The following is a 23,032-nucleotide window of genomic DNA, read 5'->3' as shown; positions in this document are numbered from 1 at the left end:
CCCCCCGAAATGATGGACATCAACGAGATTCGCGAATACCTGCCTCACCGTTACCCGTTCCTGCTGGTGGACCGGGTGGTGGAACTGGACACTGAAGGCAAGCGCATTCGCGCCTACAAGAATGTCAGCATCAATGAACCGTTCTTCAATGGGCACTTCCCGGCGCATCCAATCATGCCAGGCGTGCTGATTATCGAAGCGATGGCTCAGGCTGCCGGGATCCTCGGTTTCAAAATGCTTGACGTCAAACCGGCCGACGGCACCCTGTATTACTTCGTCGGTTCCGACAAGCTGCGCTTCCGCCAGCCAGTCAAGCCGGGCGACCAGCTGATCCTGGAAGCGACGTTCATCAGCTGCAAGCGCAAGATCTGGAAGTTCGAGTGCCAGGCTTCGGTCGATGGCAAACCGGTCTGCTCGGCTGAGATTATCTGTGCGGAACAAAAAGTATGAGTTTGATTGACCCTCGCGCAATCATCGATCCGTCGGCCGTTCTGGCTGACGGCGTCGAGGTCGGCCCATGGTCGATCATCGGCGCTGGTGTGGAAATCGGCGAGGGTACCGTGATCGGGCCGCATGTAATCCTCAAAGGCCCGACGCGCATCGGTAAGCATAATCGCATCTACCAGTTCTCCTCGGTAGGCGAAGATACGCCCGATCTGAAGTACAAAGGTGAAGAAACCCGTCTGGTGATGGGTGACCACAATGTCATCCGTGAAGGCGTGACGATTCACCGTGGCACCGTGCAGGATCGCTCGGAAACCACGTTGGGCGATCACAACCTGATCATGGCCTATGCGCACATCGGTCACGACAGCGTCATCGGCAATAACTGCATTCTGGTTAACAACACCGCTCTGGCCGGCCATGTACACGTCGATGACTGGGCGATCCTTTCCGGTTTTACCCTGGTTCACCAGTATTGCCACATCGGCGCCCACAGCTTCTCCGGTATGGGCACCGCGATCGGTAAAGACGTTCCGGCGTTTGTCACCGTGTTTGGCAATCCGGCGCAAGCGCGCAGCATGAACTTCGAAGGCATGCGCCGTCGCGGTTTCAGCGAGGACGCTATCCACGCATTGCGTCGCGCCTACAAAACCGTTTATCGCCAAGGGCTGACGGTTGAGCAGGCACTGGCAGAACTGGCTGAACCTGCTGCCCAGTTCCCGGAAGTTGCGGTGTTCCGCGATTCCATCCAGTCGTCGACTCGCGGCATCACTCGCTGATCATGGCTAATCTGCGTATTGCACTGGTGGCGGGTGAGGCTTCCGGTGACATTCTCGGCGCCGGACTCATGCGCGCCCTCAAGGCACAGCATCCGGCGGTCGAGTTTATCGGCGTCGGCGGTCCGTTGATGCAGGCCGAAGGCCTGACTTCCTATTTCCCCATGGAGCGTTTGTCGGTCATGGGGCTGGTGGAGGTGCTCGGTCGTTTGCGCGAGTTGCTCAAGCGTCGCAAAGAACTCATCGCCACGCTGATCGCCGAAAAGCCGGACGTGTTCATCGGCATCGATGCACCGGACTTCAACCTCAATATCGAACTCAAGCTGCGTCAGGCCGGGATCAAAACCGTGCATTACGTCAGCCCGTCGGTGTGGGCGTGGCGGCAGAAGCGCGTGTTGAAGATTCGCGAAGGCTGCGACCTGATGTTGACGCTGCTGCCGTTCGAAGCAAAATTTTACGAAGAGAAAGGCGTGCCGGTTCGGTTCGTCGGTCACACGCTGGCCGATACCATACCGCTGGAGGCTGATCGCGCTGCTGCGCGTGCCGAATTGGGTCTGCCCGACGGCCCGCTGGTGGCATTGATGCCCGGCAGCCGTGGTGGCGAAGTCGCCCGTCTGGGGGCGCTTTTCCTTGATACCGCCGAGCGCTTGCGCGCCATGCGCCCAGGGCTGCGTTTTGTCATGCCTTGCGCCAATGCAGAGCGTCGCGCGCAGATTGAAGCACTACTGGCCGGGCGCGACTTGCCGGTGACCTTGCTCGACGGTCAGTCTCATCTGGCCCTGGCGGCGTGCAACGCAGTGCTGATCGCCTCCGGCACGGCAACCCTTGAAGCGCTGCTGTACAAGCGGCCGATGGTGGTGGCCTATCGTCTGGCGCCGCTGACGTTCTGGATTCTCAAGCGCATGGTCAAGAGCCCGTATGTGTCTCTGCCGAACCTGCTGGCCCAGCGCTTGCTGGTTCCGGAACTGTTGCAGGATGATGCGACAGTCGAGGCATTGGCACAGACGCTGTCGCCATTGATCGAGGGCGGCGAAGAACAGACGCGCGGCTTTGACGAAATCCATCGCACGCTGCGGCTGGATGCTTCCAACCAGGCGGCCGCTGCCGTGCTGAACCTGATCGGTCAAACACGATGAGCAAGAAAGATATGCAGATGGGCCTGGATTTCACCTTGGTCGCCGAAGTCGAAGAGCTGGTGGCGGGTGTCGATGAAGTCGGTCGCGGCCCGTTGTGCGGCGCCGTGGTGACTGCGGCGGTGATCCTCGATCCAAACCGGCCGATCCTTGGCCTCAACGACTCGAAAAAACTCACCGAAGCCAAGCGCGAAAAGCTTTACGACGAGATCATCGAGAAATCCCTGAGCTGGTGCATCGCCCGCGCCGAAGTTGAAGAAATCGACGAGTTGAATATTCTGCACGCAACCATGCTGGCCATGCAGCGTGCGGTCGCCGGCCTGCATATTCAGCCAAAACTGGCGATGATCGACGGCAACCGCTGCCCGCAACTGCCGATGCGCGCTGAGGCCGTGGTGCAGGGCGACGGCAAGGTCCCTGCTATTGCCGCAGCATCGATTCTGGCCAAGGTCAGTCGTGACCGCGAGATGGCCGCGTTCGAATTGATTTACCCGGGTTACGGTATTGGCGGTCATAAAGGCTACCCGACGCCCGTTCATCTGGAAGCGTTGGTGCGTCTTGGTCCGACGCCTATTCACCGGCGCTCGTTCGCCCCGGTGCGTCAGGCTTACGAGGCACTGGAAGGTCTGACGCAGGTTTAGTCGCAAGGCTGATGTTTTGTTCGAGGCCCGGTACAATCCGGGCCTTGTTGTCTCTATGTAACTGGACAGGATCACTATGCCGGCTTCATTCGTTCATCTACGCCTGCACACTGAATACTCCCTGGTCGACGGGCTGGTGCGGATCAAGCCGCTGGTCAAGGCGCTGACCGCCATGAACATGCCGGCCGTGGCGGTCACCGATCAGAACAACATGTGTTCCCTGGTCAAATTCTATAAAAACACCATGGGCGCGGGCATCAAGCCAATCTGCGGCGCCGACCTGTGGCTGTCGAACAAGGATCCTGATGCTCCGCTGAGCCGCATCAGCCTGTTGGTCATGAACGCCAAGGGCTATCGCAATCTCACCGAGTTGATCTCGCGCGGCTTCATTGAAGGTCAGCGTAACGGCATGATCATCATCGAGCGCGAGTGGGTCGCCGAGGCCAACGAAGGCCTGATCATGCTGTCCGCCGCCAAAGAAGGCGAGATCGGCATGGCGCTGATCGGTGGCAACCCGGCCGAAGCCGAAGCCCTGACACGCGAATGGATGACGGTGTTCCCGGATCGTTTCTATCTGGAAATCCAGCGCACCAACCGCCCCAACGATGAAGAACAATTGCACGGCGCCGTGGCCCTGGCCGACAAGCTGGGCGCGCCGCTGGTGGCGACCAACGATGTGCGCTTCATCAAGCAGGAAGACTTCGCCGCTCACGAAACCCGCGTTTGCATCGGTGAGGGCCGTGCCCTCGACGATCCGCGGCGTTCGAAGAATTACAGCGACCAGCAATACCTGAAAAGTGCCGAGGAAATGGCTGAGCTGTTCAGCGACATCCCCGACGCGATCGAAAACACTGTCGAGATCGCCAAGCGCTGCAACATCGAGGTGAAGCTGGGCACGCACTTTTTGCCCAACTTCCCGATTCCCGATGGCATGACCATCGACGAGTATTTCCGCAAGGTGTCCTTCGACGGTCTGGAAGAGCGGCTCGCGGTTCTGCTGCCCAAGGACACCACTGAAGATTACGAAGCCAAGCGTCAGGTCTACGTTGATCGGTTGAATTTCGAGCTGGATATCATCATCCAGATGGGCTTCCCCGGTTACTTCCTGATCGTGATGGACTTCATCCAGTGGGCCAAGAACAACGGTGTGCCGGTAGGCCCTGGCCGTGGATCGGGTGCCGGATCGCTGGTGGCTTACGTCCAGAAGATCACCGACCTCGATCCGCTGGAATACGACCTGCTGTTCGAACGTTTCCTTAACCCGGAGCGGGTCTCGATGCCCGACTTCGACGTCGACTTCTGCATGGACGGTCGCGACCGGGTGATCGACTATGTGGCCGAGAAATACGGCCGCAACGCGGTAAGCCAGATCATCACTTTCGGTTCCATGGCCGCGAAGGCTGTGGTGCGAGATGTGGCGCGGGTGCAGGGCAAGTCCTACGGTCTGGCGGATCGTCTGTCGAAGATGATTCCGTTCGAAGTCGGCATGACCCTGGAAAAGGCTTACGAACAGGAAGAAATCCTGCGCGACTTCATCAAGGTCGATGAAGAGGCGGCGGAAATCTGGGAGATGGCACGCAAGCTCGAAGGCGTTGTGCGTAACGTCGGCAAGCACGCCGGTGGTGTGGTTATCGCGCCAACCAAGCTGACCGACTTCTCGCCAATCTATTGCGACGAGGCCGGTGACGGTCTGGTAACCCAGTTCGACAAGGATGACGTTGAGGCCGCCGGCCTGGTGAAGTTCGACTTCCTTGGTCTGCGGACCCTGACGATCATCGACTGGGCGCTGAAAACCATTAACCGCGACCGCGCCAAGGTCGACGAACCGCCGCTGGATATCGCGTTCATCCCGCTGGATGACAAACCGACCTACCAGTTGCTGCAAAAAGCTGAAACGACTGCGGTGTTCCAGCTTGAATCGCGCGGTATGAAAGAGCTGATCAAAAAGCTCAAGCCCGACTGCCTGGAAGACTTGATCGCACTGGTGGCCCTGTTCCGTCCGGGCCCGCTGCAATCGGGCATGGTGGACGACTTCATCAACCGTAAGCACGGTCGCGCCGAACTGGCGTATCCGCACTCGGACTACCAGTACGAAGGCCTCAAGCCCGTATTGGCGCCGACTTACGGCATCATCCTGTATCAGGAACAGGTGATGCAGATTGCTCAGGTCATGGCCGGTTACACCCTCGGTGGTGCGGACATGCTGCGTCGGGCGATGGGTAAGAAAAAACCCGAGGAAATGGCCAAGCAGCGCGGCGGTTTCATTGAAGGTTGCGCGACCAACAATATCGACGCCGACCTCGCCGGTAACATCTTCGACCTGGTGGAAAAATTCGCCGGTTACGGCTTCAACAAATCCCACTCCGCCGCCTACGGCCTGGTCTCGTACCAGACCGCCTGGCTGAAAGCTCACTACCCGGCACCGTTCATGGCTGCGGTACTTTCTGCGGATATGCACAACACCGACAAGGTCGTGACCTTGATCGAGGAAGTGCGCACGATGAAGCTGCGCCTCGACGCGCCGGACGTGAACACTTCGGAGTTCAAGTTCACGGTGAACGACGACGGCCGCATTGTGTATGGCCTCGGCGCGATCAAAGGCGTTGGCGAAGGCCCGGTGGAAGCGATCACCGAGGCGCGTCAGGAAGGCCCGTTCAAGGATTTGTTCGACTTCTGCGCGCGGGTCGACCTCAAGCGTATCAACAAGCGCACGCTCGACGGTTTGATCCGCAGCGGTGCGCTGGATCGTCTGGGGCCTTACTTCCACGACGAGCAAAAGGCTTATCAGGCCAACATCGACCGCAACCGCGCGGTGCTGCTGGCGGCGATGGAAGAGGCGATCAAGGCTGCCGAGCAGACTGCTCGCACCCACGATAGCGGCCATGCCGATCTGTTTGGTGGGCTGTTCGTCGAGGAAGATGCCGACGTTTATGCGACTCATCGCAAGGCCAAGGAACTGACCCTCAAGGAACGTCTCAAGGGTGAAAAAGACACGTTGGGCCTGTACCTGACCGGTCACCCGATTGACGAATACGAAGGCGAGATCCGCCGTTTCGCCCGTCAGCGCATCATCGACCTGAAACCGGCCCGTGATACGCAGACCGTGGCGGGGATGATCATCGCGCTGCGGGTGATGAAGAACAAGAAGGGCGACAAGATGGGCTTCATCACCCTCGACGACCGCTCTGGGCGGATCGAGGCGTCGCTGTTTGCCGAAGCGTTCCATTCCGCGCAGGCGCTGTTGCAGACCGACGCGATGGTGGTGGTTGAGGGGGAGGTCAGTAACGATGACTTCTCCGGCGGCCTGCGTCTGCGGGTCAAGCGCGTGATGAGCATGGAAGATGCGCGCACCAACCTCGCCGAGAGCCTGCGTCTGAAGTTGCAGACCCAGGATCTCAAAGGCGATCAGCTACGCTGGTTGGGTGATTTGCTCAAGCGTCATCGCGGGGCGTGCCCGATCACCATGGAGTACACCAGCCCTGATGCGAAGACCTTGCTGCAGTTTGGCGAGACCTGGCGGATCGACCCGGCGGATGCCTTGATTCAAGCCCTGCGTGACCAGTTCGGGCGAGACAACGTCTTCCTCCAATACCGTTGACCGGCAAGTGCCATCATTGCACTTGTCCACAACCTGAATTTTTAATCTCGACCTCAGCGCGCCTCTCCCTTAAGGTAGGGCGCGAATAGACAACCGGCCGGCCCAAGCTCATTTGGGACACGACCCAAGACGGACGCCTATGAACCCGAATTTTCTAGATTTCGAACAGCCGATCGCCGACCTGCAAGCCAAGATCGAAGAGTTGCGCTTGGTCGGTAATGACAATTCGCTGAATATCGGCGATGAGATCTCCCGCCTGCAAGACAAGAGCAAAACGCTGACCGAAGACATCTTCGGCAAGCTGACCAGCTGGCAGATCGCACGCCTGGCGCGTCACCCTAAACGCCCGTACACCCTGGACTATATCGAACACATCTTCACCGAGTTCGACGAGCTGCACGGCGACCGTCACTTCTCCGACGACGCTGCGATCGTTGGCGGCATCGCCCGTCTGGACGACCAGCCGGTGATGATCATCGGTCACCAGAAGGGCCGCGAAGTGCGTGAGAAGGTACGTCGCAACTTCGGCATGCCGCGTCCGGAAGGCTACCGCAAGGCTTGCCGTCTGATGGAGATGGCCGAGCGTTTCAAAATGCCGATCCTGACCTTCATCGACACCCCGGGTGCTTACCCTGGCATCGACGCTGAAGAGCGTAACCAGAGCGAAGCGATCGCCTGGAACCTGCGTGTGATGTCGCGCCTGAAGACCCCGATCATCGCCACCGTAATCGGTGAAGGTGGTTCCGGCGGTGCATTGGCAATCGGTGTCTGCGATCAGTTGAACATGCTGCAGTACTCGACCTACGCGGTGATCTCGCCGGAAGGTTGTGCTTCGATTCTGTGGAAAACCGCCGAAAAAGCACCGGATGCTGCTGAAGCGATGGGCATTACTGCCGAGCGTCTGAAAGGCCTGGGCATTGTCGACAAGGTGATTGGCGAGCCTCTGGGCGGCGCCCACCGTGATCCGGCAGCCGCTGCTGCTTCGATTCGTGCGGAGCTGAGTTCGCAACTGGCAATGCTGAAGAAGTTCGATAACGAAGCGCTGTTGAAGCGCCGTTACGATCGACTGATGAGCTACGGTCTCTAAGTCGAGCGCAATACCCATGTGGGAGCGAGCCTGCTCGCGAAGAGGGGGTAACATTCAACCAATGTGTTGGCTGTTACACCGCTATCGCGAGCAGGCTCGCTCCCACATTTGATTTGGGCAAAGAGAAAGATATGGATCGATCATCGATTGATTTGCCTGCAAGGCTTCTGCTGAGTCTTGAGCCTTGGCGCAATGCCGCTCATTGGCGCATCGCTTTCTCCGGCGGTCTCGATTCCACTGTCCTGCTGCATCTGCTCGCCCATCTTGCAAAAAAACAATCCCTTCCAGCGCTAAGTGCCATCCACATCCACCATGGCCTTCAGGCTGCGGCTGATGCGTGGCCAGAACATTGCCAGTCTGTCTGCGATGGGCTGGGGGTTCCGTTACAAGTGGAGCGGGTCAAGGTGCAACCGGGGGCGAGTCTGGAGCGGGCGGCGCGGGATGCGCGTTACGCGGTGTTCAGTTCGGTGACGCAAGTCGATGAGATTTTGCTGACAGGCCAGCATCGGGATGATCAGGCAGAAACACTTTTGTTTCGCCTGATGCGCGGTGCTGGCGTGCGCGGTCTTTCGGGGATGCCGGCGCAGCGTTCGTTAGGGCAGGGCGCTATGGTTCGGCCGCTGCTCGATGTCAGTCGAGCAGCGCTGGAAGCCTACGCTCAAGCGCATCAATTGCGCTGGATCGAAGATCCTTCGAATCAGGATGCGCAGTTCTCGCGCAACTACCTGCGTCATCAAGTCATGCCGCTGCTCACCGGGCGCTGGCCGCAAGCACAGGCGAGCATGGCGCGCAGTGCCGCGCATCTTCGCGAAGCGCAAGGCTTGGTTGATGAGCTGGCACAAATAGACCTGGCCCAGGCCGACACTCGTCATGAATTCGAATGGCTGGGGTTGCGATCACTTGAGTTGGCGCCGCTGGCGGCGCTGTCTGCCGCGCGTCAGCGCAATGCGCTCAGCCACTGGCTCGAGCCGCTGACACGGCTGCCGGACACTGACCATTGGTCGGGTTGGTCAGATCTGTGCGACGCCGCCCACGATGCGACACCAGTCTGGCGTCTGGCCGATGGCGAGTTGCACCGTAGCGCCGGTCGTCTGTGGTGGCTCAGCGGCGACTGGCTGCACACGCCGGTGATCGGTGGCCAGTGGCAGACCCCGGCGTCACCGCTACGCTTGCCGAATAACGGGTGTGTCATGTTCAGCGGGCAGACTCCCGACGGGCCGTTGCGCATTGCCTATCGGCAGGGCGGCGAAGTGATGCATCTGGCCGATCGCGGTCATCGTGATCTCAAGCGGCTGCTCAATGAGCGCGCGGTGCCGGGGTTCGTGCGTGGCAGATTGCCGCTGCTGTTTCGCGGCGAAGAATTGCTCGCGGTAGCGAACCTGCCGGGCCTTGATGGCCACGCGCAGGGCGAGTGGAAATTGCATTGGCAGCCAACAGACGAAGATCAAGGTTTGAGATGAAAGGGGCATTCCGGTAGACTACGCTCCCTTCTTGATACAACTTCTGTGGATTCGCCTGAATTGCAGGAGTTGCCGATTACCAAGCAGTCTTTGCTGGGCGATTCCAAAAAATGTGTAGCGAGCAACGTACCGGTGTTTCATCTGCCGGTCTGTCCCAACGCGGCGGTTTTTTTGAAAGGTGCACTGTGATTAATGCAGGTGATCGGGGGCTTCGGCCTTCCTTCGCTTTCCCCGGCGGCTCGTACCGCTTTAACGCAGACTTCTAGGGTTTTTCATGACGCGCTACATATTCGTCACGGGCGGTGTTGTTTCTTCATTGGGGAAAGGCATTGCCTCGGCTTCATTGGCGGCCATCCTGGAGGCGCGGGGGCTTAAAGTCACCATGCTTAAGCTGGATCCGTACATCAACGTCGACCCGGGCACCATGAGCCCGTTCCAGCACGGTGAAGTGTTCGTCACCCATGACGGCGCCGAGACCGACCTGGACCTGGGTCACTACGAGCGGTTCATCCGCACGACCATGACCCAGAACAACAACTTCACCACTGGCCGTGTCTACGAGCACGTGCTGCGCAAAGAGCGCCGTGGTGACTATCTGGGTGCAACCATCCAGGTGATCCCGCACATCACCGACGAAATCAAGCGCCGCATCATCAAGGGTGCTGGTGACGCTGACGTGGCAATGGTCGAGATCGGTGGCACCGTCGGTGACATCGAGTCGCAACCGTTCCTCGAAGCCATCCGTCAATTGCGTTTCGAAGTCGGCGCCAAGCGCGCGATGCTGATGCACTTGACCCTGGTTCCGTACATCGCCACTGCCGGCGAAACAAAAACCAAGCCCACCCAGCACTCCGTCAAGGAACTGCGTTCGATTGGCCTGCAGCCAGACGTGCTGGTCTGCCGTTCCGATCACCCGATCGACGTTTCGTCGCGTCGCAAGATCGCGCAATTCACCAACGTTGAAGAACGTGCGGTGATCGCGCTGGAAGACGCCGATACCATCTACAAGATCCCGGGCATCCTGCATTCGCAAGGTCTGGACGATTTTGTTGTCGAGCGCTTTGGCCTGCAATGCGGCAGCGCTGACCTGTCCGAGTGGGAAGCGGTGGTTGACGCCAAGCTGAACCCGGAACACGAAGTCACCATCGCGATGGTCGGCAAGTACATGGAGCTGCTGGACGCGTACAAGTCGCTGATCGAAGCGATGAGTCACGCCGGCATCAGCAACCGTACCAAGGTCAACCTGCGTTACATCGACTCCGAAGACATCGAAAACCAGGGCACTGCGCTGCTCGAAGGTGTCGACGCGATTCTGGTACCGGGCGGCTTCGGTCTGCGTGGCGTGGAAGGCAAGATCACTGCCGTTCAGTACGCTCGTGAGAACAAGGTGCCATACCTGGGTATCTGCCTCGGCATGCAAGTGGCGGTCATCGAGTTCGCCCGTAACGTGATGGGCTGGAAAGACGCCAACTCCACCGAGTTCGATCGCGCCAGCGGTCACCCGGTTGTCGGTCTGATCACCGAGTGGGAAGACGCCACCGGCGCCGTTGAAGTGCGTACCGAATCGTCCGATCTGGGCGGCACCATGCGCCTTGGCGCTCAGGATTGCCTGCTCGAAGCCGGTTCCAAAGTGCACGATTGCTACGGCAAGGACGTGATCGTCGAGCGTCACCGTCACCGTTACGAAGTGAACAACAACCTGCTGCCACAAATCATCGAAGCCGGCCTGAAAATCTCCGGTCGCTCTGCTGATGCTGCGCTGGTTGAAGTGGTCGAAGCGCCGGATCACCCATGGTTCGTCGCTTGCCAGTTCCACCCTGAGTTCACCTCGACACCACGTGATGGCCATCCGCTGTTCAGCGGTTTTGTCAAAGCAGCGTTGGCTCAACACCAGAAGAAGGCGTAACCCCGATGGCACAGAAGATCATCCGCGTCGGCGACATCGAAATTGCCAACGACAAACCCATGGTGTTGTTCGGCGGCATGAACGTGCTGGAAAGCCGTGACATGGCCATGCAGGTTTGCGAAGAGTACGTGAAGGTCACCGAAAAACTCGGCATCCCTTACGTGTTCAAGGCCAGTTTCGACAAGGCCAACCGGTCTTCTGTGGCCTCTTATCGCGGTCCTGGCCTGGAAGAGGGCATGCGCATCTTCCAGGACATCAAACAAGCCTTCGGCGTGCCGATCATCACCGACGTCCACGAGCCTGAACAGGCCGCGGTCGTCGCTGAGGTCTGCGACATCATCCAGCTGCCGGCCTTCCTGTCGCGCCAGACCGATCTGGTCGTCGCGATGGCCAAGACCAACGCGGTGATCAACATCAAGAAAGCCCAGTTCCTCGCGCCTCAGGAAATGAAACACATCCTGAACAAGTGCGTTGAAGCGGGTAACGATCAATTGATCCTCTGCGAGCGTGGTTCGAGCTTCGGCTACAACAACCTCGTGGTCGACATGCTCGGCTTCGGCATCATGAAGCAGTTCGAATACCCGGTTTTCTTCGACGTGACTCACTCGCTGCAAATGCCTGGCGGTCGTTCCGACTCCGCCGGCGGTCGCCGTGCGCAGGTTCTGGATCTGGCCAAGGCCGGCATGAGCCAAGGCCTGGCGGGTCTGTTTCTCGAAGCGCATCCGGATCCGGACAACGCCAAATGCGATGGCCCTTGCGCCTTGCGTCTGGACAAACTGGAGCCATTCCTGGCCCAGCTCAAAGCCCTGGACGAACTGGTAAAGAGTTTTCCGACGGTAGAAACCGCGTAAACCTCAATTCTCCGGTAAAGTACCGCACGATTTGTCGCTCATGCCCTCGGGCATGAGCGTTATCGTCTGCAAGCTGCCCGCCGTACACCCCTTGCCGACGGTAAAAAGATTTCCTCTAGCTGCGTCGTTTTCGTCAACTTTGGAGTGTTTACAACAATGGCAAAAATCGTCGACATCAAAGGTCGTGAAGTTCTCGACTCCCGTGGCAATCCCACCGTGGAAGCGGACGTGCTTCTCGACAACGGCATCATCGGCAGCGCATGCGCGCCGTCCGGTGCATCCACTGGCTCGCGTGAAGCGCTCGAGCTGCGTGATGGCGACAAGAGCCGTTACCTGGGCAAGGGCGTGCTCAAAGCGGTAGCCAACATCAACGGTCCGATCCGCGATCTGCTGCTGGGTACCGACCCAAGCGACCAGAAAGCCCTGGATCACGCGATGATCAAGCTCGACGGTACTGAAAACAAAGCGACCCTGGGCGCCAACGCCATCCTCGCTGTGTCCCTGGCTGCGGCCAAGGCTGCTGCACAGGATCAGGACCTGCCGCTGTACGCACACATCGCCAATCTGAACGGCACCCCGGGTGTGTACTCGATGCCGGTTCCGATGATGAACATCATCAACGGTGGCGAGCACGCCGATAACAACGTCGACATCCAGGAATTCATGGTTCAGCCGGTTGGCGCCAAGTCTTTCTCGGAAGGTCTGCGCATGGGCACCGAGATTTTCCATCACCTCAAAGCTGTGCTGAAGGCCCGTGGCCTGAGCACCGCCGTTGGCGACGAAGGCGGTTTCGCACCGAACCTGGCGTCCAACGAAGACGCGCTGAAAGTGATCTCCGAAGCTGTGGCCAACGCCGGTTACAAGCTGGGCACCGACGTGACCCTGGCCCTGGACTGCGCGGCCAGCGAGTTCTACGAAGACGGTAAGTACAACCTGTCCGGCGAAGGCCAGGTGTTCACCGCTGAAGGTTTCGCCGACTACCTCAAAGGTCTGACCGAGCGTTATCCGATCATCTCGATCGAAGACGGTCTGGACGAGTCCGACTGGGCTGGCTGGAAGATCCTCACCGACAAGATCGGCGAGAAGACTCAGCTGGTTGGCGACGACCTGTTCGTAACCAACACCAAGATCCTCAAAGAAGGCATCGATAAAAAGATCGCCAACTCGATTTTGATCAAGTTCAACCAGATCGGCACCCTGACCGAAACTCTGGAAGCCATCCAGATGGCCAAGGCTGCCGGTTACACCGCCGTGATCTCGCACCGTTCCGGCGAAACCGAAGATTCGACCATTGCCGACCTGGCTGTGGGCACTTCGGCTGGCCAGATCAAGACCGGTTCGCTGTGCCGTTCCGACCGCGTTTCCAAGTACAACCAACTGCTGCGTATCGAAGAGCAGTTGAATGGCAAGGCCAAGTACAACGGTCGTTCCGAGTTCCGCGGCTAAGTAAATGGTAAAAAGACACCGGATTGTGTCGGAAAAGTCGTGACAGCGATGGATTTGCCACTAATCTGATGCCTTAACAGCACAAGCCTGGATCTTCCAGGCTTCGTGCTATCAGACGTTTCATGTTTTGGCGTGGCTGTCTTTTTTCACTGGATACCTGATATTCGATGCGCAGTCCTTACTGGTTGTTTCTCGTTTTGCTCTTGCTGCTGGCCGGTCTGCAATACCGCCTGTGGGTGGGCAATGGCAGTCTGGCGCAAGTCGCCGAGCTGAATCAGCAGATTGCTGAGCAACATGCCGAGAACGAGGGCCTGCTGGAGCGCAACCGGGTGATGGACGCTGAAGTCAGCGAACTGAAGAAAGGCATGGAGACCGTTGAAGAGCGGGCTCGTCATGAGTTGGGCATGGTCAAGGACGGTGAAACCCTTTACCAGTTGGCCCAATGATCAATTCCCTGCCGGCCTTCTGGGCCGTGATTCCTGCTGCGGGCGTCGGTGCCCGTATGGCCGCGGACCGTCCCAAGCAATACCTGCAACTGGGCGGGCGCACAATTCTCGAACACAGCCTCGGCTGTTTCCTCGATCACCCAAGCCTGAAAGGGTTGGTGGTCAGTCTTGCGGTTGATGATCCTTATTGGCCGAACCTGGCATGCGCCACTGATTCGCGTATTCAGCGGGTCGAGGGCGGCGCCGAGCGGTCGGGGTCGGTGCTCAACGCTTTGCTGCATTTGCATGCGCAGGGTGCTGATGACGAAGATTGGGTGCTGGTGCACGATGCGGCACGGCCGAACCTGAGTCGCGATGATCTCGACAAGTTGCTTGATGAGCTGGCGGATGATCCGGTCGGCGGCTTGCTTGCCGTCCCTGCGCGCGACACGCTGAAACGGGTCGACAAAAACGGTCGCGTGGTCGAGACCGTGGATCGCAGTGTGATCTGGCAGGCCTATACGCCGCAGATGTTCCGCCTCGGTGCATTGCATCGGGCGTTGGCGGACAGTCTGGTGGCGGATGCTGTGATCACCGATGAAGGCTCGGCGATGGAATGGGCGGGGCTGAAACCGCGACTGATCCAAGGGCGCGCGGATAACCTCAAGGTTACGCGGCCAGAAGACCTGGAGTGGTTGCGGCAGCGTTGGGCTAATCGCCGCTGAGTGTTGTGGCGCTTGTCAGATTGCCTTCGCGAGCAGGCTCGCTCCCACCTTTGAATTACGCCGAACACGAATCTTGTATCCACTGAAGATCCCTGTGGGAGCGAGCCTGCTCGCGAAAGCGATCGCCTAGGCAACGCATAATTCAGCTTCGATACTCCGGCCGCTCGGCCAAGCCTTCCTTGAGAAAATCCACCAGTTTGCGCACCTTTGGCGACAAGTGCCGCTGCTGCGGATACAGCGCCCACACCGCGGTATTCAGCGGTTGATGCGCCTCCAGCAACGATATCAACGCCCCGCTGTGCAAATGCTCCAGCACGTAATAATCCGGCAACTGACACAGCCCGACGCCCTGTAGCGCTGCATCCAGCACCGCTTGCCCACTGTTACAACGCCAGTTTCCCTGCACCCGTTGGGAAAATTCCCGGCCGTTTTGCTCAAGTTGCCAGATGTCAGAGCTACCGATCAGGCAATTGTGACGACTCAGTTCCGACAAGCTATGTGGGCGACCGTACCGTTCGACGTAGGACGGCGATGCGCACAGATACATGCGCCGTGGCGCCAAACGCGTGGCGACCAATCGCGAATCCTGCAATCGACCCAGTCGGATCGCCAGGTCCAGCCCCTCATGCACCAGATCGAGTTGGCGATTGCTCAATTCGATATCAATGCGCAGTTGTGGGTACAGGCCCATGAACCGCGTCACCAGCGGCACGATAAAACGCTCGCCATAGGCGACGGCGCAGGTCATGCGCAGCATGCCTTTCGGTTCACTGGTCAGATCGCCGACGGCGCGCAAGGCTTCTTCTCGACCATCCTGCAAGCGCTGGCAATGTTGCAGAAACGTCTGCCCGGCCTCGGTCAGCGTGACCCGGCGGGTGCTGCGATAAAGCAGTCGTGTCTGCAAACGCTCTTCCAGTCGTACGATTTGTCGACTGATGTGCGAGGAAGAAACCCCAAGTCGTTCGGCGGCGGCGGTGAATTGGCTGCATTCGGCGACGGCGACGAACTCGTCGATGCCTTCCCAGCGATTTTCGGACATCGGGATTATCCCTGTATGGCAATAATGTTTTGCTTTTGCCCGAATTATTCATCGTTAGGCCATGTATTACACTCCTTGTCTGCTTTTTTATTCAATGGATTCACTGGAGAGTCAACATGATCAAGTCGCGCGCCGCCGTTGCCTTCGAGGCCAAGAAGCCGCTGGAAATCGTAGAAGTCGATGTGGCCATGCCCAAGGCCGGGGAAGTGTTGCTGCGTGTGGTGGCTTCCGGCGTTTGCCACACCGACGCATACACCCTGTCCGGCGCTGACCCGGAAGGCATCTTCCCGTCGATCCTCGGCCACGAAGGTGGCGCAATCGTCGAAGCCATCGGCGAAGGCGTGACTTCGGTTGCCGTCGGCGATCACGTGATTCCGCTGTACACCCCGGAATGCGGCCAGTGCAAATTCTGTAAGTCGGGCAAGACCAACCTGTGTCAGGCGATTCGTGCGACTCAGGGCAAGGGTTTGATGCCAGATGGCACTTCGCGCTTTTCCTACAAGGGCGAAACGATTTTCCACTACATGGGTACGTCGACCTTCTCGGAATACACCGTGCTGCCGGAAATCTCCGTCGCTAAAATCTCTAAAGACGCACCGCTGGAAAAGGTCTGCCTGCTCGGTTGCGGTGTCACCACCGGTATTGGCGCAGTCTTGAACACTGCCAAAGTCAAACCGGGTGACACCGTGGCGATCTTCGGCTTGGGCGGCATTGGCCTGTCTGCGGTGATTGGCGCGGTGAAAGCCAAGGCCGCACGCATCATCGCCATCGACATCAACCCGGCCAAATTCGAAATCGCCAAGCAACTCGGTGCCACCGACTGCGTGAACCCGAAAGACTTCGATCGTCCGATCCAGGAAGTGATCGTCGACATGACCGATGGCGGCGTCGACTTCTCCTTCGAATGCATCGGCAACGTGCAACTGATGCGCGCAGCGCTTGAGTGCTGCCATAAAGGCTGGGGTGAGTCGGTCATCATCGGTGTTGCCGGCGCGGGTCAGGAAATTTCCACCCGTCCATTCCAGTTGGTCACCGGTCGCGTCTGGCGCGGTTCGGCGTTCGGTGGCGTGCGTGGTCGTACCGAGTTGCCAAGCTACGTCGACATGGCGCAGAGCGGCGAAATCCCGCTGGATACGTTCATCACCCACACCATGGGCCTGGAAGACATCAACAAGGCGTTCGACTTGATGCACGAAGGCAAGAGCATCCGTACCGTCATTCATTTCTGATCAATCGCGACGCCATGGCTGCAAGTCTTGAAGGCTTGCAGTTCTGGTCGCGTAGGAGTCTTTACATGAGTCTGGAAAACATCTCCTGTCAGAAAAGTTTCGGCGGTTGGCACAAGCGTTATCGCCACCGCTCTGACGTGCTCGGCTGCGACATGGTGTTCGCCGTGTATCTGCCGCCACAGGCGGAGCAGGGCGGCAAGCTGCCGGTGCTGTACTGGCTGTCGGGTCTGACCTGCACCGATGAAAACTTCATGCAGAAGGCTGGCGCGATGCGCATGGCCGCCGAACTGGGCTTGATCATCGTGGCGCCGGACACCAGCCCGCGTGGTCCTGATGTGCCAGGTGATCCGGACGGGGCGTGGGATTTTGGCCTCGGTGCCGGGTTTTATCTGAATGCCACGCAGGAACCCTGGTCGCGGCACTATCGGATGCATGACTATGTCGTGCAGGAATTGCCTTCACTGGTTGAAGCGCATTTCCCGGCCTCCGATAAGCGCAGCATCAGCGGTCACTCCATGGGCGGTCACGGTGCGCTGGTCTGTGCGCTGCGCAATCCGGGGCGTTACCAGTCGGTGTCGGCGTTTTCGCCGATCAACAATCCGATGGATTGCCCGTGGGGCCAAAAGGCTTTTTCCCGTTACTTGGGCGAAGACCGTTCGAAGTGGCGTGAATGGGATGCCTGCGCGCTGATCGCCGAGGCTGATGAAAAACTGCCGCTGCTGGTCGATCAGGGTGATCGCGACGACTTCCTTGCCACCCAGCTCAAGCCCGAAGCCTTGCAACAAGCGGCAAAACAAGCGGGCCATCCGCTGACGCTGCGCCTGCAACCGGGCTACGACCACAGCTATTTCTTCATCTCAAGCTTCATAGACGACCACTTGCAGCATCACGCACGCGCCCTTCGGGCCTAATGCAGGTAGAATCACGCCCTGACAAAAATCGGGGCGTTTTTTTTATGCGTATTGGCCACGGCTATGATGTGCACCGTTTCGCTGAAGGCGATTTCATTACTCTGGGCGGCGTGCGAATTGCACACAGCTTCGGGCTGCTCGCTCATTCCGACGGTGACGTCCTGCTGCACGCCTTGAGCGATGCCTTGCTCGGCGCCGCTGCGTTGGGTGATATCGGCAAACACTTTCCGGACACCGACCCGCAATTCAAGGGGGCCGACAGTCGTGCCTTGTTGCGCCATGTGGTCGGGCTGATCCACACCAAAGGCTGGAAAGTCGGCAACGTCGATAACACCATCGTCGCCCAGGCGCCGAAAATGGCCCCGCATATCGAATCGATGCGCGCACTGATCGCCGCGGATCTTCAAGTTGAGTTGGATCAAGTGAACGTGAAAGCTACCACCACTGAAAAGCTTGGCTTTGTCGGTCGCGAAGAGGGCATCGCCGTACACTCCGTTGCCTTGTTGCTGCGCGCATGAATGAACTGCAACTGCTCGGCCCGCGGGCCTATGGCGAACCCCTCGGCACCGCAGTACTGAAAGCCATCGCTGAAGATTTTCAGGTCGATGAAGTCCTTGATATTCCGTTCAGCGGCGATGGCGAACATCTGTGGATCTGGGTGGAAAAGCGCGGCCTCAATACTGAAGAAGCTGCGCGGCGCATCGCCAAGGCTGCCGGCGTGCCATTGCGTACGGTCAGTTACGCCGGTCTGAAGGATCGTCAGGCGCTGACGCGTCAGTGGTTCAGCGTGCAACTGCCGGGCAAGGCTGACCCGGATCTGTCCGCGGCGGAAAACGACACGCTGAAAATTCTCAAGACCACTCGCCATAAACGTAAGCTGCAACGCGGCGCGCATTCGGCGAATGGTTTCACTCTGCGCCTGACCCAGTTCAATGGCGACAAGGCTGCGCTCGAAGCGCGTTTGCAATTGGTCGCCAAACAAGGCATTCCCAATTATTTCGGCGCCCAGCGTTTCGGCCATGACGGTGGCAACGTCGTTGATGCTCGCTCGTGGGCGGCGCGCAAGGCCTTGCCGGAACAGCGCAATGTGCGTTCGCGTCTGTTGTCGACGGCACGCAGCTTTCTGTTCAATCAGGTGCTGGCGGCACGGGTGGCCGATGGCACCTGGCATACAGCACAGGTCGGCGATCTGCTGGCATTCACCGATAGCCGCAGCTTTTTCCCGGCCGGTGAAGCCGAATGCAGCGATCCACGCCTGGCGATTCTCGATCTGCATCCGACCGGCCCGCAATGGGGCGAAGGTGACTCCCCGGCCGCTGGCGCTGTCCATGATCTGGAGCAGGGGATCGCCGCCCGTGAAGCGGATCTGCGTGATTGGTTGATTCACGCCGGCATGAGCCACGAACGTCGCATCCTGCGGCTGCCCATTGGCGGGTTGACGTGGCATTATCCCCAGCCTGACATTCTGCAACTGGAATTCGTCCTCCCGGCCGGATGCTTCGCCACCGTATTGGTGCGCGAACTCGTTGATCTGGTGCCGGTGGGGCAGACGGACAGCCCATGCGTATTCTGATTTCTAACGACGATGGGGTAACCGCACCCGGTCTCGCCGCGCTTTATGCTGCGCTGGCGGATTACACCGAGTGCGTGGTTATCGCCCCGGAGCAGGACAAAAGCGGCGCCAGCAGTTCGCTGACGCTCGACCGTCCGTTGCACCCGCAATACCTGGCCAACGGCTTCATCAGCCTCAACGGCACACCGACCGACTGCGTGCACCTGGGCCTTAACGGGTTGCTGGAGCGCGAGCCGGACATGGTCGTTTCCGGTATCAACCTCGGCGCCAATCTTGGCGATGATGTGTTGTATTCCGGGACAGTGGCGGCCGCCCTTGAAGGACGCTTTCTTGAGCGTCCGTCGTTCGCCTTTTCGCTGGTCTCACGCCAGGTGGATAATCTTTCCACGGCAGCTTACTTTGCGCGCAAGCTGGTCGAGGCCCATGCCGGGCTCGATCTGCCACCGCGCACGGTGCTCAACGTGAACATTCCCAATCTGCCAATCGACCACATTCGCGGCATTCAGCTGACCCGACTTGGCCACCGTGCCCGGGCGGCGGCGCCGATGAAAGTGGTCGACCCGCGCGGCAAGGCCGGTTACTGGATTGCGGCTGCCGGCGATGCCGAAGATGGCGGGCCGGGCACGGACTTTCATGCGGTGATGCAGGGTTATGTTTCGATCACGCCTTTGCAGCTCGATCGCACCTTCAACGATGCCTTCAGAAGTCTCGATGGCTGGCTGGAGGGGCTACGCTGATGGCTCGTGAACACGAAGACAGAATGCGCAGCGGCATCGGTATGACGTCCCAGCGCACGCGAGAGCGACTGATCCAGCGTCTGTACGAAGAGGGTCTGTCCAACGCCAAGGTGCTGGAAGTGATCCGCCGCACGCCGCGTCACCTGTTCGTCGACGAAGCGCTGGCACACCGTGCTTATGAAGACACGGCACTACCGATCGGACACAACCAGACCATCTCCCAGCCTTATATGGTGGCGCGCATGAGCGAGCTGCTGCTGGAAGCGGGGCCGCTGGATAAAGTGTTGGAAATCGGCACCGGTTCCGGTTACCAGACGGCGGTGTTGTCGCAACTGGTGGAACGGGTGTTTTCGGTTGAGCGCATCAAAGTGCTGCAGGATCGCGCCAAGGAGCGTCTGGTCGAGCTGAATCTGCGCAACGTGGTGTTTCGTTGGGGCGATGGCTGGGAAGGCTGGCCGGCGCTGGCGCCTTATAACGGCATCATCGTCACCGCGGTGGCCACTGATGTGCCACAGGCCTTGCTCGATCAATTGGCTCCGGGCGGGCGTCTGGTGATTCCGGTCGGCTCGGGAGAAGTGCAGCAACTGATGTTGATTGTGCGTGAAGAGAACGGTTTTTCCCGACACGTTCTGGGCGCTGTTCGGTTTGTGCCTTTGCTTAACGGTCCACTGGCCTGAGCATTTGTTTGGCGGCGCTGAATTCCTTTCAACAGCTTGGGTCTTACACCGGCAGCAAGGAATTAAACGCAGCAGATTGACAGCTTGCAAACGTGTGCGCGGAACGAATTCGCTTCATTAAGGGTAAAGCCGGTTCGGCCCGTTATACTTGCAACACCGTATGCCGACATCCGGCATGCCATATTTTTCAGCCACCACAAAGGGAGCGGCGGGTGAGTCTCACAGTCATTGCGCAGCGTATGGGTAACACGAGCTTTCAGCGCCTGGTGACTGGCCTCGTCTTGAGCACCTTGCTGGTCGGTTGCTCCAGCACCAAATCGAGCAACGTCAGGGTGGTCGATCGCAATGCGGTCGCGCAACGTCCTACAGTTACGACCGGACAGTACGTAGTCCGTCCGGGCGATACGATGTTTTCCATCGCGTTTCGCTACGGCTGGGACTACAAAGCCCTCGCGGCCAGGAACAATATTCCTACGCCATATACGATCCATCCGGGTCAGACAATTCGCTTCGATGGCCGTACCGGTTCAACGCCAACGGCGGTGGTGAGCAACAGCAGTTCCTCACCGTCCTCGTCGAGTAAAACCACAGTAATCCGGCGCCAGGCGAATGGCACGACGACCACCACTGTGACGGGCTCCGGGGCCGGTTCTGCGACAGCGGTACCGTCCGTCGCCAGCAAATCCGCACCCGCATCACTGCCGCCGGCAGGCCCGGCCCCGACGGGCTGGGGATGGCCATCTAATGGCATTCTCATTGGAAAATTCTCTTCAAACGGTAGTTTGAATAAAGGAATTGATATCGCCGGAGATTTGGGACAGCCTGTTTTAGCTGCGTCTGATGGGACGGTGGTATACGCCGGGAGTGGCTTAAGGGGCTACGGCGAATTAGTCATCATCAAACACAGCGAAACCTACGTAAGTGCTTACGGTCACAACCGTCGGCTGTTGGTTCGGGAGGGACAGCAGGTCAAGGTCGGACAGACAATTGCCGAAATGGGGTCAACGGGTACAGACCGGGTGAAACTGCATTTTGAGATTCGCCGACAAGGTAAACCTGTAGATCCGCTGCAGTTCCTGCCAAGACGTTGATTTGTAAGCCAGCCTGTTCCGTCGCGTAGAGGGGACAGGCTCCAGCGCTGCCAAGGATAGAGGCGTCGCTTGAGCTTGGGGTCGGACTCACCAAAGGACTATAACAATGGCTCTCAGTAAAGAAGTGCCGGAGTTTGACATCGACGATGAGGTTCTCCTTACGGAGGCCGGCATCGATTCGGAATCTTCGATGTCGAATGATGAAGGGGCTGCTCCACCTTCCGTTCGTTCCAAATCCAAACACTCCGCTTCACTTAAACAACATAAGTACATCGATTACACGCGGGCACTTGATGCCACGCAGTTGTATCTCAACGAAATCGGCTTTTCCCCACTGCTCTCTCCGGAGGAAGAAGTTCATTTTGCGCGCTTGTCGCAAAGTGGCGATCCTGCCGGGCGCAAGCGCATGATTGAAAGTAACCTGCGGCTGGTGGTCAAAATCGCCCGGCGTTACGTCAATCGGGGGCTGTCGTTGCTGGATCTGATCGAAGAGGGCAACCTCGGCTTGATCCGCGCAGTGGAAAAGTTCGATCCCGAGCGCGGCTTTCGCTTCTCGACTTACGCGACCTGGTGGATTCGTCAGACCATCGAGCGCGCAATCATGAATCAAACCCGGACCATCCGGTTGCCGATTCATGTGGTCAAGGAACTCAACGTGTACCTGCGGGCTGCACGGGAGCTGACCCAAAAGCTCGACCACGAACCTTCACCCGAAGAAATCGCCAACCTGCTGGAAAAGCCGGTTGGCGAGGTCAAGCGCATGCTCGGCCTGAACGAGCGGGTTTCTTCGGTCGACGTCTCGCTGGGTCCGGATTCGGATAAAACCCTGCTGGACACCCTTACTGATGATCGTCCGACAGATCCATGCGAACTGCTGCAGGATGACGACCTGTCACAGAGCATCGATCAATGGCTGTCGGAGCTGACCGACAAGCAGCGTGAGGTGGTGATTCGCCGCTTCGGCCTGCGCGGCCACGAGAGCAGCACGCTGGAAGATGTTGGCCTGGAGATCGGCCTGACCCGCGAACGGGTGAGACAGATCCAGGTGGAAGGCCTCAAGCGCCTGCGGGAAATTCTCGAGAAGAATGGCCTGTCGAGCGAGTCGCTGTTCCAGTAAGCGCCTCAAACGACCGCCCGCAAAAAGCCCCGACTGGTTCGTAATGCTGTTCACTTAAGCATTTGAATCCTCGCCGGGCTTCTTCGAAAATCCGATGTCAGATCTCTGGCATCGGATTTTTTATGTCTGTTCAACAGGACTTGCTCGACCTCGGCGACCTTTTCAA

21 protein-coding genes are annotated in these 23,032 nt (G+C 58.8%); 20 read left to right on the top strand and 1 reads right to left on the bottom strand.

The window, feature by feature from the left end; genetic code table 11:
* Positions 1–9: 9 nt before the first annotated feature.
* The 12 genes from fabZ (at position 10) to ispD (ending at position 14,492) form a co-directional block, all read left to right on the top strand.
* On the top strand, positions 10–450 hold the full coding sequence (gene fabZ, locus CKW18_RS14160; RefSeq protein ID WP_016771469.1) for a 3-hydroxyacyl-ACP dehydratase FabZ: 441 nt from the start codon (positions 10–12) through the stop codon (positions 448–450).
* Complete coding sequence (lpxA, locus tag CKW18_RS14155; protein WP_095189358.1) at positions 447–1,223, top strand: acyl-ACP--UDP-N-acetylglucosamine O-acyltransferase; 777 nt, start codon at positions 447–449, stop codon at positions 1,221–1,223. Before fabZ ends, lpxA begins: the two co-directional genes overlap by 4 nt.
* 2 nt (positions 1,224–1,225) lie before the next feature.
* Complete coding sequence (gene lpxB / locus CKW18_RS14150; protein WP_095189357.1) at positions 1,226–2,356, top strand: lipid-A-disaccharide synthase; 1,131 nt, start codon at positions 1,226–1,228, stop codon at positions 2,354–2,356.
* Between the two features lie 11 nt (positions 2,357–2,367).
* Complete coding sequence (gene rnhB / locus CKW18_RS14145; RefSeq protein WP_007908845.1) at positions 2,368–2,994, top strand: ribonuclease HII; 627 nt, start codon at positions 2,368–2,370, stop codon at positions 2,992–2,994.
* A 76-nt stretch (positions 2,995–3,070) separates the two neighbouring features.
* Positions 3,071–6,592: a DNA polymerase III subunit alpha gene (gene dnaE / locus CKW18_RS14140; protein ID WP_095189356.1), complete on the top strand. Its 3,522-nt coding sequence runs from the start codon at positions 3,071–3,073 to the stop codon at positions 6,590–6,592.
* A gap of 139 nt (positions 6,593–6,731) precedes the next feature.
* On the top strand, positions 6,732–7,679 hold the full coding sequence (locus tag CKW18_RS14135) for an acetyl-CoA carboxylase carboxyltransferase subunit alpha (RefSeq protein WP_042557889.1): 948 nt from the start codon (positions 6,732–6,734) through the stop codon (positions 7,677–7,679).
* Between the two features lie 131 nt (positions 7,680–7,810).
* Positions 7,811–9,139, top strand: coding sequence for a tRNA lysidine(34) synthetase TilS (gene tilS / locus CKW18_RS14130; RefSeq protein WP_095189355.1), 1,329 nt, complete (start codon positions 7,811–7,813; stop codon positions 9,137–9,139).
* Between the two features lie 274 nt (positions 9,140–9,413).
* Positions 9,414–11,045, top strand: a complete 1,632-nt coding sequence (locus tag CKW18_RS14125) for a CTP synthase (RefSeq protein WP_095189354.1) — start codon at positions 9,414–9,416, stop codon at positions 11,043–11,045.
* Between the two features lie 5 nt (positions 11,046–11,050).
* Positions 11,051–11,896, top strand: coding sequence for a 3-deoxy-8-phosphooctulonate synthase (gene kdsA / locus CKW18_RS14120; protein ID WP_095189353.1), 846 nt, complete (start codon positions 11,051–11,053; stop codon positions 11,894–11,896).
* 156 nt (positions 11,897–12,052) lie between these two features.
* Positions 12,053–13,342, top strand: coding sequence for a phosphopyruvate hydratase (gene eno / locus CKW18_RS14115; protein WP_093436567.1), 1,290 nt, complete (start codon positions 12,053–12,055; stop codon positions 13,340–13,342).
* A gap of 167 nt (positions 13,343–13,509) precedes the next feature.
* Positions 13,510–13,788: a cell division protein FtsB gene (ftsB, locus tag CKW18_RS14110; protein ID WP_095189352.1), complete on the top strand. Its 279-nt coding sequence runs from the start codon at positions 13,510–13,512 to the stop codon at positions 13,786–13,788.
* Entirely contained in the window at positions 13,785–14,492 is a 708-nt protein-coding gene (gene ispD / locus CKW18_RS14105; protein WP_095189351.1) for a 2-C-methyl-D-erythritol 4-phosphate cytidylyltransferase, read from the top strand. The genes ftsB and ispD overlap by 4 nt, the downstream gene beginning before the upstream one ends.
* 142 nt (positions 14,493–14,634) lie before the next feature.
* On the opposite strand, the gene CKW18_RS14100 is transcribed toward ispD, so the two are convergent.
* Entirely contained in the window at positions 14,635–15,531 is an 897-nt protein-coding gene (locus CKW18_RS14100) for a LysR substrate-binding domain-containing protein (RefSeq protein WP_095189350.1), read from the bottom strand.
* Positions 15,532–15,647: 116 nt separating this feature from the next.
* Here CKW18_RS14100 and CKW18_RS14095 point away from each other — a divergent pair, with 116 nt between their 5' ends.
* From CKW18_RS14095 to rpoS, 8 genes are all read left to right on the top strand, one after another.
* The gene (locus CKW18_RS14095) at positions 15,648–16,760 is read left to right on the top strand and encodes an S-(hydroxymethyl)glutathione dehydrogenase/class III alcohol dehydrogenase (protein ID WP_008081726.1); all 1,113 of its coding nucleotides are present in this window, start codon (positions 15,648–15,650) and stop codon (positions 16,758–16,760) included.
* Between the two features lie 65 nt (positions 16,761–16,825).
* A complete protein-coding gene (fghA, locus tag CKW18_RS14090) occupies positions 16,826–17,671 on the top strand; it encodes an S-formylglutathione hydrolase (protein WP_095189349.1) in 846 nt (281 codons plus the stop codon).
* A 44-nt stretch (positions 17,672–17,715) separates the two neighbouring features.
* On the top strand, positions 17,716–18,189 hold the full coding sequence (ispF, locus tag CKW18_RS14085; protein ID WP_095189348.1) for a 2-C-methyl-D-erythritol 2,4-cyclodiphosphate synthase: 474 nt from the start codon (positions 17,716–17,718) through the stop codon (positions 18,187–18,189).
* Positions 18,186–19,244, top strand: coding sequence for a tRNA pseudouridine(13) synthase TruD (truD, locus tag CKW18_RS14080; RefSeq protein ID WP_095189347.1), 1,059 nt, complete (start codon positions 18,186–18,188; stop codon positions 19,242–19,244). Before ispF ends, truD begins: the two co-directional genes overlap by 4 nt.
* Positions 19,232–19,981 carry a 5'/3'-nucleotidase SurE gene (gene surE, locus CKW18_RS14075; protein WP_095189346.1) on the top strand — a complete coding sequence of 250 codons (750 nt, stop codon included), beginning with the start codon at positions 19,232–19,234 and terminating at the stop codon, positions 19,979–19,981. The genes truD and surE overlap by 13 nt, the downstream gene beginning before the upstream one ends.
* A 41-nt stretch (positions 19,982–20,022) precedes the next feature.
* Complete coding sequence (locus tag CKW18_RS14070) at positions 20,023–20,658, top strand: protein-L-isoaspartate(D-aspartate) O-methyltransferase (RefSeq protein ID WP_170947254.1); 636 nt, start codon at positions 20,023–20,025, stop codon at positions 20,656–20,658.
* Positions 20,659–20,870: 212 nt separating this feature from the next.
* Positions 20,871–21,749 (top strand): peptidoglycan DD-metalloendopeptidase family protein, encoded by an 879-nt coding sequence (locus tag CKW18_RS14065; protein WP_095189345.1) that lies wholly within the window; start codon positions 20,871–20,873, stop codon positions 21,747–21,749.
* Between the two features lie 106 nt (positions 21,750–21,855).
* The gene (rpoS, locus tag CKW18_RS14060) at positions 21,856–22,866 is read left to right on the top strand and encodes an RNA polymerase sigma factor RpoS (RefSeq protein WP_095189344.1); all 1,011 of its coding nucleotides are present in this window, start codon (positions 21,856–21,858) and stop codon (positions 22,864–22,866) included.
* Positions 22,867–23,032 lie beyond the last annotated feature (166 nt).

Origin of the sequence: Pseudomonas sp. Irchel 3E19 (genome assembly GCF_900187585.1) — a bacterium.
Classification (GTDB): Bacteria; Pseudomonadota; Gammaproteobacteria; order Pseudomonadales; family Pseudomonadaceae; genus Aquipseudomonas; species Aquipseudomonas baetica.
This window is presented reverse-complemented; position numbering and strand designations above follow the sequence as displayed.

Coding starts and splice junctions, on each gene's coding strand:
- fabZ (WP_016771469.1), top strand. CDS start 10: ATGATGGACATCAACGAGATTCGCGAATACCTGCCTCACCGTTACCCG.
- lpxA (WP_095189358.1), top strand. CDS start 447: ATGAGTTTGATTGACCCTCGCGCAATCATCGATCCGTCGGCCGTTCTG.
- lpxB (WP_095189357.1), top strand. CDS start 1,226: ATGGCTAATCTGCGTATTGCACTGGTGGCGGGTGAGGCTTCCGGTGAC.
- rnhB (WP_007908845.1), top strand. CDS start 2,368: ATGCAGATGGGCCTGGATTTCACCTTGGTCGCCGAAGTCGAAGAGCTG.
- dnaE (WP_095189356.1), top strand. CDS start 3,071: ATGCCGGCTTCATTCGTTCATCTACGCCTGCACACTGAATACTCCCTG.
- CKW18_RS14135 (WP_042557889.1), top strand. CDS start 6,732: ATGAACCCGAATTTTCTAGATTTCGAACAGCCGATCGCCGACCTGCAA.
- tilS (WP_095189355.1), top strand. CDS start 7,811: ATGGATCGATCATCGATTGATTTGCCTGCAAGGCTTCTGCTGAGTCTT.
- CKW18_RS14125 (WP_095189354.1), top strand. CDS start 9,414: ATGACGCGCTACATATTCGTCACGGGCGGTGTTGTTTCTTCATTGGGG.
- kdsA (WP_095189353.1), top strand. CDS start 11,051: ATGGCACAGAAGATCATCCGCGTCGGCGACATCGAAATTGCCAACGAC.
- eno (WP_093436567.1), top strand. CDS start 12,053: ATGGCAAAAATCGTCGACATCAAAGGTCGTGAAGTTCTCGACTCCCGT.
- ftsB (WP_095189352.1), top strand. CDS start 13,510: ATGCGCAGTCCTTACTGGTTGTTTCTCGTTTTGCTCTTGCTGCTGGCC.
- ispD (WP_095189351.1), top strand. CDS start 13,785: ATGATCAATTCCCTGCCGGCCTTCTGGGCCGTGATTCCTGCTGCGGGC.
- CKW18_RS14100 (WP_095189350.1), bottom strand. CDS start 15,531: ATGTCCGAAAATCGCTGGGAAGGCATCGACGAGTTCGTCGCCGTCGCC.
- CKW18_RS14095 (WP_008081726.1), top strand. CDS start 15,648: ATGATCAAGTCGCGCGCCGCCGTTGCCTTCGAGGCCAAGAAGCCGCTG.
- fghA (WP_095189349.1), top strand. CDS start 16,826: ATGAGTCTGGAAAACATCTCCTGTCAGAAAAGTTTCGGCGGTTGGCAC.
- ispF (WP_095189348.1), top strand. CDS start 17,716: ATGCGTATTGGCCACGGCTATGATGTGCACCGTTTCGCTGAAGGCGAT.
- truD (WP_095189347.1), top strand. CDS start 18,186: ATGAATGAACTGCAACTGCTCGGCCCGCGGGCCTATGGCGAACCCCTC.
- surE (WP_095189346.1), top strand. CDS start 19,232: ATGCGTATTCTGATTTCTAACGACGATGGGGTAACCGCACCCGGTCTC.
- CKW18_RS14070 (WP_170947254.1), top strand. CDS start 20,023: ATGACGTCCCAGCGCACGCGAGAGCGACTGATCCAGCGTCTGTACGAA.
- rpoS (WP_095189344.1), top strand. CDS start 21,856: ATGGCTCTCAGTAAAGAAGTGCCGGAGTTTGACATCGACGATGAGGTT.